The organism is Kutzneria kofuensis (assembly GCF_014203355.1).
GTDB classification, from domain to species: Bacteria; Actinomycetota; Actinomycetes; order Mycobacteriales; family Pseudonocardiaceae; genus Kutzneria; species Kutzneria kofuensis.
Map to the genome: position 1 here is coordinate 3,912,151 of NZ_JACHIR010000001.1, position 14,135 is coordinate 3,926,285.

A 14,135-nucleotide genomic window follows, 5' to 3' on the forward strand; every position below is an offset into this window, starting at 1 on the left:
TCCGACAGTTCCGTGCCGGACCTCGTCCGGGCAAAAAAAGGGGACCCCGCGCACCTGTCAGAGCCCGCTTATCCTTGCTGCCTTCCGGCCCTGGGGAGGTTCACAGGATGGACACCGCACGAGGTCCGTGTCTGAGTGTAGCGGGTCCCTCGATCCGGTGCTTCGGGAGGCGGGGTCTTCGGGAGCGGAGCAGGATGCCGGGCCATGGCGGAGGACACACGGCTTGAGATCGACATCGAGCTGTTCGGCGGTCCCGAGGACGGCCGGACGATCAAGGTCCCGGCGCAGCGGGACGGGGTTCCGACGTTGCCGCGGTGGGAGTTCCCGCAGCTGCCCAAGGAACGCAACCGGGAGAAGCTGAAGGCGGCGCTGGCCGCGTTGCCGGTCATCGTCTACGAGCGTCCCGCCGAGCCCGTCCGTGGCCGATGGAAGTACGTCTACGCGGGCACCCGCGCCCGCAGCTGAGCGCTGCCCCGCCCGACCGGCCCGCAGGCCCCTCACCAGCCGTTTTGGCTGGTCAGGCACCCCTCCGGTAAGCTCCCACGCGGAGGATTCGCCTAGTGGCCTAGGGCGCACGACTGGAAATCGTGTTGGGGATTAAACCCCTCACGGGTTCAAATCCCGTATCCTCCGCAGGTCAGAGGCCCCGCCGACACGGCGGGGCCTCTGCTGTTCCCGGGAATGTCAGACCGGCGTGCCAGGCTGGTGGGGTGACGGATCCGCTGAGCGCGCTCCTGGAGGGGACGGCATCCCAGGCCCGGCGACGGTTCGACCAGCGCAACGGGCGGCTGGGCAACTCGTCGACGGTGCACGCGGTGCATTTACAGCGGTGGTTGGGCGACATGCTGATCCCGGCCCCGGGCTGTCACGTGGGCACGGGCACGTGGGACTTCACCCGGTTCGAGCCGACCAACGACCCGGTGACGTGCGGCCGCTGCCTGCGCTCCCCGCAGGTGAGGCAGGCAGCGGCCGATCACGTGTCGCCGCAGCTGGAGCTGGAGCTGGTCAGCCCCGAAGACAGCCGCTGACCCACTCCTCGATGCCGGCGGCGGTGATGGGCAGCGCGGAGGAGAGCACGTCGGCGCCGGTGTCGGTGACGACGAGGTCGTCCTCGATACGCACGCCGAGCCCGCGCAGCTCCGGCGGCACGGTGAGGTCGTTGGGGTGGAAGTACAGCCCCGGCTCGACGGTCAGCGCCATGCCGGCGGCCAGCGTGCCCTCGTGGTACGCCTCGGCGCGGGCCCGGGCGCAGTCGTGCACGTCCAGGCCGAGGTAGTGGCCGACGCCACAGACGATGTAGCGCCGGTGGTGCTGGCCGTCGGGGTCCAGCGCCTCGTCGACGGAGACGGGCAGCAACCCCCAGTCGTGCAGGCCCTCGGCGAGCACCCGCATGGCGGTGTTGTGGAACGCCCGGTACTCGACGCCGGGCCGCACGTCGGCCATGGCGGCCAGGTGCGCCTTGAGCACGAGTTCGTACACCTGGCGCTGCGGGTCGCTGAACTTGCCGTTGACGGGGAAGGTCCTGGTCACGTCGGCGGTGTAGTAGGTGTTGACCTCGACGCCGGCGTCCATCAGCAGCAACCCGTCGGCGGGCACGTCGCCGTCGCAGCGCACCCAGTGCAGCACCGGGGCGTGCGGGCCGGCGGCCAGGATGGAGGCGTAGCCGGGGGCGTTGCCGCTGGTGCGGGCCCGCCGGTCGAAGGTGCCCTGCAGCCAGCGCTCGCCGCCGCCCTTGATCGCCATCGGCAGCTCGGCGGCCACCTCGGCGAAGCCGAGCACGGTGGCGTCGACGGCGGCCTGCAGCTGGCCGATCTCCCAGTCGTCCTTGAATCGGCGCAGCTCCGCCAGAACTGTGCGCAGGCCGGAGCTGTTGCCGTAACCGAGCGCGTCCAGCATCGGCTCGACGCCGCCGGTGGCGTTGACCGCCGGGTGCTGGCCGCGCAGCAATCCGGGCAGGTCCTCGATACGCCGGCACGTCAGGCCGAGCGCCTCGCTCCACTCGGCGAGGCCGGGCACGGGCCCGATCCACAGCTCGCCGTCGCGGGCGCTGCCGAAGAACTCCGGGTCGCCGGGGCGGGCCGGCTCGCGCAGCAGCAGCACGGCCTCGTGCCCGCCGGAAACCGGCAGCATCAGCAGCACGGCGCCCTCGGCGTTGCAGCCGGTGAGCCAGGAGAAGTCGCTGTCCGGACGGAAGTCGTAGTCGGTGTCGTTGGCCCTGACCGGGGCCCGTCCGGAGGCGACCGCGATGCGCTGCCCGGGGAACTCGGCCGACAGCCGGGCCCGGTGCGCGGCGGCGGCCTCCCGCGCGCCCGGGGTCAGCCGGACCTCGCGGGCCGCATCGCCCCAGCCTGTTCCGACCGAGGACCGGAATCCGGTCGCCTCGACCAGCCTGGACGGGTCTCGCCTCGCCGGCCGATCAGTCATCTGGAGCACTCCTCACAGCGTGAACCCGTTCGGGAACGGGTCGGTTGGGTCCAGCAGGTACTGTGCCATGCCGGTCAGCCAGGCGCGGCCTTCGATCGTCGGGGTCACGCCGTGTGACGTCTCGGCCACGAGGCGCCCGGTGAACCTGGTGCCCAGCAGCGATTCGTTCACGAAGTCGGTGTGCAGCGCCAGTTCGCCGCGGGCGTGCAGCTGCGCCATCCGCGCGCTGGTACCGGTTCCACACGGCGATCGGTCGAACCAGCCGGGGTGGATGACCATGGCGTTGCGCGCGTGGCTGCCGTTGTGGCCGGGCGCAACCAGTTGCACGTGCTTGCAGCCGGCGATGCCGGGGTCCTCTCGGTGCACGGGCCGCCGCTGGGCGTTGATCGCGTCCATTATGGACAAACCGGTGGCCAGAATCCGGTCCTTTTCCTTGACGTCGAAGACGATACCCAGCGAGTCGATCGGCAGGATCGCGTAGAAGTTGCCGCCGTAGGCCATGTCGTAGCGCACCTCGCCGAGCCCCGGGACGTCCACCACGGCGTCGAGTTCGTGCGCGTATGCCGGCACGTTCTGGAACCGCACCGACTCGGCGTGGCCGTCGCGCACTTTCACCTCGGCGACGACCAGGCCGGCCGGGGTGTCCAGCCGCACGGTCGTGACCGGTTCGACGACCTCCACCATGCCCGTCTCCACCAGCACGGTCGCGACGCCGATGGTGCCGTGCCCGCACATCGGCAGGCAGCCGGAAACCTCGATGTACAGCACGCCCCAGTCGGCGTCCGGCCTGGTCGGCGGCTGCAGGATCGCGCCGCTCATGGCCGAGTGCCCCCTCGGCTCGTTCACCAGGAACTGCCGGATGTGGTCCATCTTCTCGACGAAGTGCTGACGCCGCTCGGCCATGGTGGCGCCGGGGATCGGACCGACGCCGCCGGTGATCACCCGCGTCGGCATGCCCTCGGTGTGCGAGTCGACGGCGGTGAAGTACCTGCTGGCCCGCACGTCAGATCACCCGGGCGAGATCGGCGTCCAGCCGGGCGCGGTTGGCGTCGGTCAGCGGCCCGCGCGGCGGGCGGCAGGGGCCGCCGTAGCGGCCGACCTTGTCCATGGCGTACTTGATGGCCTGCACGAACTCGGTGCGCGAATCCCAGCGGAACGCGGCGACGAGCCGTTCGTACAGCTTGCGGGCCTCGTCGAGCCGGCCCTGCGTGGCCAGCGTGAACAGCTCGACCGACTCGGCCGGGTAGGCGTTGGGGAAGCCGGCGAACCAGCCGGTCGCGCCCATCAGCACGGCTTCGAGCAGCACGTCGTCCGCGCCGGCGATCACCGCGAGCCCCGGCGCCTGCTCGCGGATCTCCAGCACGCGACGGACGTCGCCGGAGAACTCCTTGACCGCCACCACGTTGTCGATCTGGGCGATCTCGCTCAGCAGCTTCGGCGTGAGATCCACCTTGGTGTCGAACGGGTTGTTGTAGACCATCACCGGCAGGCCGACCGAGGCGACGGCGGCGAAGTGGTCGACCACCTCGGCGTCACTGGCCCGGTACATGGTCGGCGGCAGGCAGAGCAGGCCGTCCGCGCCGTCCTCGGCGGCGAGTTCGGCCCAACGCTTGGCCTGGTGCGAGCCGGGGGCGTGCACGCCGACGACCACGATGCCGTCGTCACCGACGGTCTCGATCGCGGTGCGGGCCACCGTCCGGCGTTCGTCGTCGGTGAGCGACGAGTACTCGCCGAGCGAGCCGTTGGGGCCAACGCCGTGACAGCCGCTGTCGATCAGCCAGCGGCAGTGCTCGGCGTAGCGGTCGAGGTCGATGCGCAGGTCGGCGTCGAAGGGCAGCGCGGTCGCGACGACCACTCCATCGAAGATCACTGTTCCTCCACGGGGTTGGCGGCGAGGTCGCCGAGCGGGATCGGGGTGGCGATCGGCCGGCGGGCGAACGTGGTGGGGTCGAGGTCGAGCAGGTCGGCGACGGTGGCGCCGCAGATGCGGCCCTGGCAGACGCCGAGTCCGGCGCGGCTGGCGAGCTTCACCGCCCGGGTCGCGACCGCGCCGCGTTGCTCGGCGGCGGTGCGCAGCTTGCGGTGGGTGACTCGTTCGCAACGGCAGATGATCGTGTCGTCGGCGAGCCAGCTCCGCCAGCCCGGTTTCACCGCATACACCCTGGTCAGGGCCTCGGCGAAGCGCCGATCGACGGTGCGACCGACCTGCACGCCCGCGGCCGCGGCTCCGGCGATGATGCCTTCGTGGGCGGCGAGCTCCGCGCCGCCGATGCCGGTGATCTCGCCGGCCGCGAAGATCCACGGCACGGAGGTGCGCTGCTCCTGGTCGACGTCGACGAATCCGTTGCGCAGGCGGCAGCCGGCGGAGATCGCGAGTTCGAGCTGCGGCACGAAACCGTAGCCGACACAGACGGCGTCGACCGGGATTCTTTTGACCTGCAAGGGATTCCAGTAACGGTCGAGCCTGGCGACGGTGACCTCGCGGACCCGGTCGTCGCCGTGCGCGGCGATCACGGCGGTGCGTTCACGGTAGTGGCGGGCGACCTTGGCGTACTGGGCCAACTCGATCAGCTTGCGGCGGCCGGCGATGAGCGCTTCCGGTTCCCGAAGCCACTCACGCGACGGGGAATTCGCCTCGAAGACGCGCACCTTGGCGCCGACGTCCAGCAGCGAGCTCGCCACCGGCAGCAGGAACGGCCCGGTTCCGGCGACAACCACGTTGTGCCCCAACGCGATTCCCTGCCCCTTGGCCATCGCCTGCGCCGCACCGGCGGTGTAGACACCGGGCAGGTCCCAGCCCGGGAACGGCAGCGTCCGGTCGTACGCGCCGGTGGCCAGGACCAGCGCTTCCGCGGTGACGACACGCGATCCGGTGAGGTGCAGGCGGTTGCCCTCGATCGCCCAGACGGTGGTGTCGGGCAGGTGCCGCACGCGGTCATGGGCGACGCGGATTTTCTTGGCGCGGAAGGATTGCCGGTGATACTGGCCGCCGATCCTCGCAGCGGAGTCGATCAACAGCACGTCCTTGCCTGCCCGTGCCGCCGTGACGGCCGCGTTGACACCGGCCGGTCCCGCGCCGACCACGACGACGGTCATCGGGTGCTCACCTCGTCACCCTCGCGCAGAACCCGTTGGCATGCACGAACATCCGGCGTGCCGTTGACCGCGACCAGGCAGCCGTGGCAGACGCCGATCGCGCAGAACACGCCGACGTTCGGCACCACCGCCGCGATCGTCCGCCCGGGTTCGACCGTCCTCGGCTCGCCGTCGATCGTGACGTTCATGCCGCCAACCCCTGTCGGTCGACGCGAAACGGCTTCGGGTCGACGTGCGGCTCCTTGCCGGTCATCAACTCCGCGAGCAGCCGGCCCGTCGCCACGGCGAGGCCGATGCCGGCGCCCTCGTGACCAGTGGCGTGCCACAGGCCCGGCACGCGTGGATCGGGCCCGATGACTGGCAGGTGATCAGGCAGGTACGGCCGGAACCCGCCGTAGGCGCGCATCACGTTCACCTTGGCCAGCAAGGGAAAGAGCCGGATCGCCTTGCGGGCCAGCTCGCGAAGGACGTCGACCTGGATGGTGTCGTCGAAGCCGACGCGCTGCCGGCTGGAGCCGATCAGCACCGTGCCGGCCGGCGTCGACTCCACCACCGTCGACGTCTGCAGGTCGGCCTCGCCGCTGGCCACCGCGCCGACGTAGTCCGCGTCGTACACCTTGTGCCGCACCAGATCCGCGACCGGCGTCGTCACCAGGATCAGGCCACGGCGGGGCAGCACCGGGATCGGCGCACCGGCCCTCGTGGCGAAGTCGCCGGCCCACGGTCCACAGGCGTTGACGACGTGATCACACGGAATGGTCCCGCTGTCCGTGACCAAGGCGTTCTTCGTGACGCCGGTCGCGGTCACCCCGGAGAGGAGCCGGCCGCCACGCTGCCGCACGGCGGTAAGCAGCGTGGTGGCCAGCAGCACGGGTTGCACCTGGCCGTCCTCGGGGTACAGGACGGCCCCGGTGATCTCGCGGGTCAGGTTCGGCTCCAGCTCGAACGCCCGCTCCGGCGTGATCTCCTCGGCAAGCACGCCGGCAGCTCGTTGCCGTGCCGCGAAATCGTGCAGCGGTCCCGAATCCGTGGTCGCGACCACCAGACCGCCCTTGGGCTGCCACTCGACATCGGCTTGTTCGGCCCCGAGTTCGTCCGCCAGCCTGGCGAGCAGTTCCGGGAGTTGGCGGCGGGACGCCTGGGCCAGTTCGAGTTCCGGGCCCGGTTCCTTGTCCGAGACGAGCACGTTGCCCTCGCCCGCGCCGGTCGTGCCGGCGGCCGGGCCGCTGCGGTCGACCACGGTGACCGTCGCGCCGGCCGCGCTGAGCGCCTCGGCGCAGGCCGCGCCGATGACCCCGGCGCCGACGACAACAACGTGCACGGCCACCTCCGTTCGTTAAAATGAACGCTACGGGTCGGAGGTGGCGCAGGTCAAGGCCGGCGGTCCGGCATCGGCGGGGTACTGCAGCAACAGCACCGACAGCACCGGCTCGTCGACGGCGCGGTAGATGTGCGGCCGGTCGGCCGGGAAGCTCACGTAGTCACCGGGGCCCAGCTCGTACGGGTCGTCCGGCGGGCCGATCAGCAGCCGGCCGGTGACCACGGTGACGTGCTCGATTCCGGCGTGGCCGTCGGAGTGCTGCTGCTGGCCGGGGCGGACCCGCTGGTCGTAGACCTCGAAGACGGTCTCGGTGACGTCCAGCCGGCGCAGCATCCGCAGGTCGACCGCGTTGCTGCTGAGGACGTCCAGGTCGGCCGAGCGGACCAGCACCACGTCCGGGTCGCTGCGCAACGTCAGCAGGCTCGACACCGGCACACTCAAGGCGTTCGACAAACTGAACACGGTCTCGATGGTGGGGTTGCCGGCGCCGGACTCCAGCTGGGACAGCGTGCCCTTGGCGATGCCAGACCGGCGGGCCAGCTCCGACAGCGACAGGCCGCTGCGTTCACGCAGCACCTTCAGGTTCGCCGCCAACACCTGGCCGGCCCTCGGCTGAGTCACGCCCCCACGATGTCATGAAAGGACCATTCCTGACGTCCAGCGTCAGGAATGGTCCTTTCACAGCGGTTACTTGGCCGGCGGCGCGAAACAGTGCGCCAGGTCGAGCAGCTGGTCCAGCAGCTCGTTGCCGGTGCTCGGCCGGAACCGGACCACCTGCGGGTCGTGGTCGCTGGCCTGGTCGGCGAACTCGGCGTTGACGTGCACCACGTCGTACTGCACGCCGCGCGGCGCGGTGCTGACCAGCAGGTGGTCGAGCACCTCGGAGTTGCCCTGGTAGACGTAGCTGTAGCGCTGGTTCGCGGGCAGCTCGTTCACCAGGTCACGCAGCTTGCCGCCGGCGGTGAGCGTGGCCACCGTCGGGGAGAACTGCATGTCGTTGAAGTCGCCCGGGATGACGATGTTGGCCTTCGCGTTCACCGCCAGGATCTGGTCGACGAACGCGCGCAGCGCCGCCGTCTGCTGCCCGCGCTGCACCTCCGAGCTCCGTGTCGGCGGCTGGTTGCGGCCCACGTCCGGCTGGTCGCCGAGCTTGGACACCAGGTGGTTGCCGATCACGATGACCTCGCGGCCCTGGAACCGGAACTCGGCGGCCAGCGGCTTGCGGCTGGCGTTCCAGGCCGGGTTGGTCGGGTCGACGCGGCCCGGCGAGACCGACAACTCCGCCTGCCCGTGCTTGTTGACGATCGTCGTCGCGGTGGTGGCGTCACCGCCCGGGCGGTCCACGAAGGACACCCGCTTCGGGTTGTAGAAGAAGGCGATCCGGATGTTGCCGCCCGGCTGGCCGCCGTCGGCGTCGTTGGTCGGATCGATCTCCGTCCACCTGTACTGCGGTCCGCCCGCGGCCACCACGGCGTCGGCGAACTTCTGCAGCGTCTGGTCCGCCGCGACGACGCCGTCGTCCTTGGCGCCGGAGTTGTCCTGGATCTCCTCCAGCGACACGATGTCCGGCGCGGCCAGGTTGTGCACCAGGTTGCCGGCCAGGCGGTCGAACTTGGCCTGCGGATCGGTCGGCGCCAGGTTCTCCACGTTGTAGGTGGCCACCGCCAGCTCGTCCACGGTCTGCTTGGCCGTGGTCTCCGGCTGGATGCCGCCCGAGACGTAACCGCCCAGCTGCGTCGCCTGGATCACGTAGCCGCCGAACTGGGTGTAGTCCAGCGGGCCGGCCGTGGCGCCCGCGAGCTTGTCGCCCACGTTCGCCTTGGGGAAAGGCACCTGGGAGAACGGGATCAGCGACTGCACCTCGAGCCGGCCCGAGTTGTTGTCGTCGTAGCCCAGGTAGACCGTGCCGCCGCGGACGCTCGGGTTCTGCGTCGGCTTGGTCGTCACGTACAGCTCGTTGTACTTGTCGGTCGGGCCGACCACGCGGGCGTCGTCCACCTCGACCCGCATGCCCTCACGCGACTCGAAGAAGTCCAACGCGTACTTGTCCGGCTGCAGCGGGAGGGACTCGATGTTGCCGCCGGTCGGGGCGAACGCCGTCGGAACCGTGTCCGGGCCGAGCACCTCGGCCGCCGGCAGCGGGTTGCCCGAGGAGACCACCGTGACCGTGGCCGAGCCGAGCTCGGTGTTGGACTGGTACAGCGAGCTCGCGCCGGACTCGTCCGGGTAGAACTCCGACACCTTGCCGGAGACCTTGACCGAGTCGCCCGGCTGCACCGCGATCTTGGCGGAGCCGGTGTAGACGAAGATGCCCTCGCTGGTGCGGGGATCGCTGTCCGGGTTCGGGTCCTGGAAGAAGAAGCCCTGGCTGTTGCCGAAGGAGCGGACGCCCGTCACGATGCCCGGCACGTCGCTGACCTGCTTGCCGACCAGCGGCGAGAGGCGGGTCGTGCCCTGGATGTCGTGGATGCGGGCCGGCACCCCGGTCGGCGGGGTGGGGCCGCCCGGCGTCGTCTCACCCTTGCCGTTCGTCGGGGCCGGCGCGCCGGTGGCGAAGTCCTTGCCGTTGTCGTCGGTGTCGCCCGCCGTGCGGGTCACCGCCGTCGTGTTGCTCGGGGCCGCGGCCGACGTGCCCTCGACGACCACCGCGCCGCCGAAGCCCACCAGGTCGTGCACCCGGGGATCCGCCGCGCAGTCCGCCGCCGTCAGGCAGGTCAGCGGGTCCGTGCCCGAAACCAGGGCCACCGTGCCCGCCGTCGCCGACATGTTGATGTTGCCGGTCGCGTCCGGCGTCGGGAGCGCCGTCGTGCCGCCGGTGCCCTTCGCCTCGCCCACCAGGTACTTCGTCCCCGGGGCGATGCTGCCCGTCAGCGGCGTCGCCTGCCACACGCTCGTCGGCTTCGGCGCCGCCGGCAGGTACTGCACGCTCCAACCGGCCACCGACACCGCCGTCGCGGCCCGGTTGGCCAGCTCGACGTAGTCGGAGGTGAGGGTGGCGCCGGCGTTGCCGCCGCCCCCGTACACCTCGGCGATCAGGGCGTCGGCACTCGGCGTCGCCGACGCCGGGGCCGCCGTGACGACCAGGCCGGCCGACAGCAGCGCGGTCACCGCCGTGCCGGCCATGGCTCTGCGGCGGTGTGGAGATGGGGTCACCCTCGTCCTCCTACTAGCTCAGTGGTCGGGGCATCCTCCCCCGGTTGAGTGAACGCCGGAAGGCTTTTGCGCAACGGTTACCTGGTAGTACGAACGGCGGCAACTTCCGGTGTTCAGCCCATACCGGGCGGATCACCGATCTGGCGTTGACCTCGTGAGACGGTGGGCCCTCGTGCTCATGGCGGACGCCGGATGCTGCGTCCTGGCCATCGTGGTGTCCCTGATCCCCGGCATCCAGCTGCCGATCGTGTGGCCGGAGCTGGCGCTGTTCGCGCTGCCCGGCGTGGTCGCGGGGGTGTTCGTCCTGCTCCGAGCCCGCAAGCCACAGCAGTTGCTGACCGGCATCGGGGCCGTGCCGCCGAACCCGCGCGTCGCGTTGATCATGTTGGCCATCGCCGCCGGGACCTTCAGCTGGGGCACCTGGCCCGGACTTCACCCGCAATACGCGAACGGCCAGCACTCCTACGACAGCCATGGGTACAAGACCTGTTTCACCACCGCCCGGCACGAGGAGACGGTCGCCGCCCTGCCGAGGGCCGCGGCCGCGCTCGTGGTGTTCTTTCTCGCCGGGATGGCCCTGCTGTGCCTGGCCGTGGTCGATCGGAGGAGCGAGCCGTGAAGCGGTTGATCGTCGCCTCGCTGGTCGGCGCGGCCTGGGCCGTCACCGTGCTGGTGCTGTCCCTGGCCTTCGGCGCCGCGCTGCCGATCGGCGTGACCGCGATGTGGCTGTCCGCCGTGCTGATGGCGGTCGCCAGCCGATTCCTGACCACGCCCGCGAGGACGGCACCTACCGAACCCTGCACCGCTGCGACCGTCCGGCCAAGCGCCTGCTGTACCTCGCGCTGGCCGCGCTCGGCTTCGGCGCCTTCACCGACGCGCCCCGCCCCGGCGTCAAGATCCTCGCCGGCGACAACCGCACCGGCCTCGCCCTCACCGGCGTCCCGGCTGGGCCAGTCTCTCCGTCGCCTTCTCCGCCGGCCCCGGCGCCGTCGTCACCACCGCCCCAACAGCTCACCCCGCTGGCGACAACGAGCCTCGGCACCTCTGGTGCCGGGGCTCCTCCGTTCAGCTTTCCCAACCGGCGCTCGCGAGGGCGTGGTGGTCCGCCAGCGCCGACCGGTCCGGTTCCAGGCCCTCAGGTACGCACAGAGGCCTTCCGTCCAGGTCCGCGTACTGCTCGTACCGCAGCAAGCCGGGATCGACGACGATCACCAGCCGATCCGGGTCGACCGCCACCATGCCCCGGTCGAACAGGGAGTGAATATCGGCTCGAAGCAGGAGCCCCTGGTCCCTCCGATGCTCCTGGTGCTTGGCGAAACCACGGAGGTGCGCGGCCTGCAACGCCTCTCGCGGACACGGTCCGGTCACCGCACAGCTGCTGCCGTAGCTGTCGAACAGCATCTGTCGGACCCCCTGCTGGCCGGTCCGCACCCGGACCATCGCCCGCCTGGACCCACCTTTGACGCTGTCCCGGCCTCCTCCGTTCGACGGCAGCGAAGCCGGCATCTGCACGGCCAACCCCTTGAGCCGCGCGGTGACCTGCACGACGTCCATGGGTCGTATCGCGTTCTGGACCGCCCTGTCGGTCGTGAGCTCCGCCAGTTCGTCTTTGTCTATGACCGGGTCGAGCGGTGTCCAGGTCCCCCCGTAGTGCGCCCTGAACACGGTGGTGGGGATCAGCTCGGTGGCCGGTTCGTCGAACGTGTGTCGGCATCTGCGACAGCGGTACCTCGGCTCCAAGGTCTCGCGAGGTCTGAATCGTACGAAGCCGCAGCTCGGGCAACGCTTCTGCGTCTTCACCTGATTCGGCTCGGCGTCGATGCGTTCCACCGTTGCCGCACCCAATGCCCAGTTGCTGTCGCGAAGGATCACCAAATGCCCCTCGGCGAGGTTCCTGTAGTGGGGCACGGTCGCGTCGTACGCGTAGATCTTGCCGGTGATGTCGTCGTATCCGCCGTTGCCCTGGAACTCCCGGTCATCCTCCTTCGTCAACAGCGACCAGGCTCGCTCGCTCGTCACGATCGGCGGTCGGACCGCCTGCAGCAACTCGTCCACACGGATGTCGTGGAGGTACATGTCCACCAGATGGCCCGCGAGCGCCTCGGCACAGCGGTCGTCGGTCAGCGACAGCCGCGCCTGCTCACTCAGGCTCGCCGTGTCCTCGGTCCTCGCCCACATCCAGTCCGCACGCAGGTCCGCGAACACCGTTTCGGCCGAACCGACAACCTCGTACTCGCTCAGCAACTCGGCCAGACGGCCCTCGTCCAGCTCGGCCAGCTCGCCGTGCCGGAACCGACTGACCACCCACAACAGGCCGATGGCCTCCGCGCTGGTCAGCCCCCGAGCCGCAGACAACAATTCGGCTGCGGTGTCGTCGAACGCCTCATGCTCGACCTCGAAGCCCAGCTGTTGGAGCACGAGCGCGATCGTCTCGTCGCCGCTGCGAAATTCCTCCGGCCGCAGCGGATCGCCTGCCCCTTCACCGTGCGCCACCCCCACGATCGCCCGCGCGTCATACCGTCGGTCGTCGTGAACCAGCGGAAACGACCGCGCGGTCAGAAATCCGTGGTCGCGCAGGAAAGCCGGCTCGCCGATGCGGTCGCACTCTGCGACGGCAGCCAGCACCGCCGCGCGGGAGATGTCAGCAAGGCTCACAGCTGCAGGGTAGGCGCCACCACCGACAGTTCCGGGGAAACGTCAGAGCCCCGGCAACCAGGTTCGGTTGCCGGGGCTCTGAGCAGCGGTGGCGGTGGGATTTGAACCCACGGAGGGTCTCCCCTCACACGCTTTCGAGGCGTGCTCCTTCGGCCGCTCGGACACGCCACCGGTAAGAACATTACAGGAGCCGCCGCGGCCGGTGACACGCGGGGTCACTTGCGGTCGAGCCTGGCCTTCAGGTCGTCGACGACGTGGCCGGCCTTGTCGAGCAGGTCGTGCCCGACCTCCTTGGCCTTGCCGACCATCTGCTCCTTCTGGCCCTCCGCCTGCAGGCGCTCGTTGCCGGTCTGCTCGCCGACCTTCTGCTTGGCCTGGCCGATGATCTGCTCGGCCCTGTCCTTGACCTTGTCGAACACGCTCATCAGTGCCTCCCTTGGCTCGCGCACCCTAGGGATGCCCCGTTCGGGGATGTCCGAATCACGGTCGGTGAGCGGCGAAGAACTCGTCCATCAGGGCGGCGCACTCCCGTTCGAGGACGCCGCCGCGCACCTCGGGGCGGTGGTTGAGCCGACGGTCGCGAACGACGTCCCAGAGCGAGCCGACGGCGCCGGTCTTGGGCTCCCAGGCCCCGAACACGACGCGGTCAACCCGGGCGAGGACGAGGGCGCCGGCGCACATGGTGCAGGGCTCGACGGTCACTGCGAGGGTGCAGCCCTCCAGGCGCCAGCCGTCCCCGTGACGGGCGGCGGCGGCGCGCAGGGCGAGGATCTCGGCGTGGGCAGTGGGGTCGCCGAGGCGTTCCCGGGCGTTGCAGGCGGACGCCAACTCCACGCCGTCACGGTCCACGACAACGGCGCCGATGGGGATGTCGTCGCCGGCAGCGCGAGCGGCCCGGATCGCGGCCCGGACCAGCTCCTCGTCACTGCTGGACACGGTCGACGACGGCGGCGAACTCGCTGCTGAAGCCGCAGCGCTGGGCGATCATCTGCAGCTGCTCGTCCGGGTAGAGGTCGACCTCGTCGACGATCACCTGCAGCTCGCCGTCGGGCAGTCCCAGGTCGGCGAGAATGCCCAGGTCGCCCTCCGGCCACAGGCCGTCGTCCTCGTCGTCCGGCGGCTCGACGCGCAGCAGGTCCAGCACGTCGGCGGCGATGTCGTAGTCCAGCGCCGCGGCGGCGTCGGACAGCAACAGCGACACCCCGCCGGGACTGGGCCGCAGCAGCACGAAGAACTCGTCGTCGACGTTGAGCATGCCGAACAGCGCGCCGGTCGATCTGATCTTCCGCAGCGCGGTGATGGCGGCGTCGAGCTCGTTCAACGTGGCCAGTTCGAGCGAGCTGCAGCGCCATTTGCCGTCCTCGCGGACGACGGCGACACCGAAACCACCGACCGGCTCGTGCACCGACATGTGCACACCGTATGCGCCCGGGCCGGTCACCCGGAAGCACCATCCCCCAAGCCGGCCCCGCGGAGATCGGCCGGA

The 14,135-nt window shown here is 70.5% G+C and carries 15 protein-coding genes, 2 tRNA genes and 1 other RNA gene; 4 read left to right on the top strand and 14 right to left on the bottom strand.

What is annotated here, in order from left to right; translation table 11 throughout:
- Positions 1–35: 35 nt before the first annotated feature.
- An RNA gene (gene ffs / locus BJ998_RS17945) (signal recognition particle sRNA small type) lies at positions 36–130 on the bottom strand.
- A gap of 74 nt (positions 131–204) precedes the next feature.
- Between ffs and BJ998_RS17950 the strand changes: the two genes are divergently transcribed.
- From BJ998_RS17950 to BJ998_RS17960, 3 genes are all read left to right on the top strand, one after another.
- Positions 205–465, top strand: a complete 261-nt coding sequence (locus tag BJ998_RS17950; RefSeq protein WP_184863142.1) for a DUF8847 domain-containing protein — start codon at positions 205–207, stop codon at positions 463–465.
- Between the two features lie 81 nt (positions 466–546).
- A tRNA-Ser gene (locus BJ998_RS17955) sits at positions 547–633 on the top strand.
- 77 nt (positions 634–710) lie between these two features.
- A complete protein-coding gene (locus BJ998_RS17960) occupies positions 711–1,028 on the top strand; it encodes a hypothetical protein (protein WP_184863144.1) in 318 nt (105 codons plus the stop codon).
- On the opposite strand, the gene BJ998_RS17965 is transcribed toward BJ998_RS17960, so the two are convergent.
- From BJ998_RS17965 to BJ998_RS18000, 8 genes are all read right to left on the bottom strand, one after another.
- On the bottom strand, positions 1,006–2,424 hold the full coding sequence (locus tag BJ998_RS17965) for an aminopeptidase P family protein (protein ID WP_184863146.1): 1,419 nt from the start codon (positions 2,422–2,424) through the stop codon (positions 1,006–1,008). The two genes, BJ998_RS17960 and BJ998_RS17965, sit on opposite strands and share 23 nt — an antisense overlap.
- Positions 2,425–2,436: 12 nt before the next feature.
- Positions 2,437–3,426 carry a proline racemase family protein gene (locus BJ998_RS17970; RefSeq protein ID WP_184863148.1) on the bottom strand — a complete coding sequence of 330 codons (990 nt, stop codon included), beginning with the start codon at positions 3,424–3,426 and terminating at the stop codon, positions 2,437–2,439.
- Between the two features lies 1 nt (position 3,427).
- Positions 3,428–4,294, bottom strand: a complete 867-nt coding sequence (locus BJ998_RS17975; protein ID WP_184863150.1) for a dihydrodipicolinate synthase family protein — start codon at positions 4,292–4,294, stop codon at positions 3,428–3,430.
- Positions 4,291–5,520 carry an NAD(P)/FAD-dependent oxidoreductase gene (locus tag BJ998_RS17980; protein WP_184863151.1) on the bottom strand — a complete coding sequence of 410 codons (1,230 nt, stop codon included), beginning with the start codon at positions 5,518–5,520 and terminating at the stop codon, positions 4,291–4,293. Before BJ998_RS17980 ends, BJ998_RS17975 begins: the two co-directional genes overlap by 4 nt.
- Positions 5,517–5,708, bottom strand: coding sequence for a 2Fe-2S iron-sulfur cluster-binding protein (locus BJ998_RS17985; RefSeq protein WP_184863153.1), 192 nt, complete (start codon positions 5,706–5,708; stop codon positions 5,517–5,519). The genes BJ998_RS17980 and BJ998_RS17985 overlap by 4 nt, the downstream gene beginning before the upstream one ends.
- Entirely contained in the window at positions 5,705–6,841 is a 1,137-nt protein-coding gene (locus BJ998_RS17990; protein WP_312890180.1) for an NAD(P)/FAD-dependent oxidoreductase, read from the bottom strand. Before BJ998_RS17990 ends, BJ998_RS17985 begins: the two co-directional genes overlap by 4 nt.
- Positions 6,842–6,868: 27 nt before the next feature.
- On the bottom strand, positions 6,869–7,462 hold the full coding sequence (locus BJ998_RS17995; protein WP_184863157.1) for a helix-turn-helix domain-containing protein: 594 nt from the start codon (positions 7,460–7,462) through the stop codon (positions 6,869–6,871).
- Between the two features lie 66 nt (positions 7,463–7,528).
- Positions 7,529–9,964, bottom strand: coding sequence for a DUF8508 domain-containing protein (locus BJ998_RS18000; protein ID WP_184868743.1), 2,436 nt, complete (start codon positions 9,962–9,964; stop codon positions 7,529–7,531).
- A gap of 184 nt (positions 9,965–10,148) precedes the next feature.
- On the opposite strand from BJ998_RS18000, the gene BJ998_RS18005 reads away from it, so the two are divergent.
- Positions 10,149–10,613 carry a hypothetical protein gene (locus BJ998_RS18005; RefSeq protein WP_184863159.1) on the top strand — a complete coding sequence of 155 codons (465 nt, stop codon included), beginning with the start codon at positions 10,149–10,151 and terminating at the stop codon, positions 10,611–10,613.
- Between the two features lie 446 nt (positions 10,614–11,059).
- Here the strand turns inward: BJ998_RS18005 and BJ998_RS18010 are convergent, their stop codons facing one another.
- The 5 genes from BJ998_RS18010 to BJ998_RS18030 all read right to left on the bottom strand — a co-directional run bounded on the left by BJ998_RS18010 (position 11,060) and on the right by BJ998_RS18030 (position 14,060).
- Positions 11,060–12,649, bottom strand: coding sequence for an HNH endonuclease signature motif containing protein (locus BJ998_RS18010; protein WP_184863161.1), 1,590 nt, complete (start codon positions 12,647–12,649; stop codon positions 11,060–11,062).
- Positions 12,650–12,735: 86 nt separating this feature from the next.
- Positions 12,736–12,820, bottom strand: a tRNA-Ser gene (locus BJ998_RS18015).
- A 44-nt stretch (positions 12,821–12,864) separates the two neighbouring features.
- Positions 12,865–13,074: a CsbD family protein gene (locus BJ998_RS18020; protein WP_184863163.1), complete on the bottom strand. Its 210-nt coding sequence runs from the start codon at positions 13,072–13,074 to the stop codon at positions 12,865–12,867.
- Between the two features lie 55 nt (positions 13,075–13,129).
- Positions 13,130–13,585, bottom strand: coding sequence for a nucleoside deaminase (locus BJ998_RS18025; RefSeq protein ID WP_184863165.1), 456 nt, complete (start codon positions 13,583–13,585; stop codon positions 13,130–13,132).
- Positions 13,572–14,060, bottom strand: coding sequence for a tRNA adenosine deaminase-associated protein (locus tag BJ998_RS18030; RefSeq protein WP_184863167.1), 489 nt, complete (start codon positions 14,058–14,060; stop codon positions 13,572–13,574). The genes BJ998_RS18025 and BJ998_RS18030 overlap by 14 nt, the downstream gene beginning before the upstream one ends.
- Between the last annotated feature and the right edge of the window lie 75 nt (positions 14,061–14,135).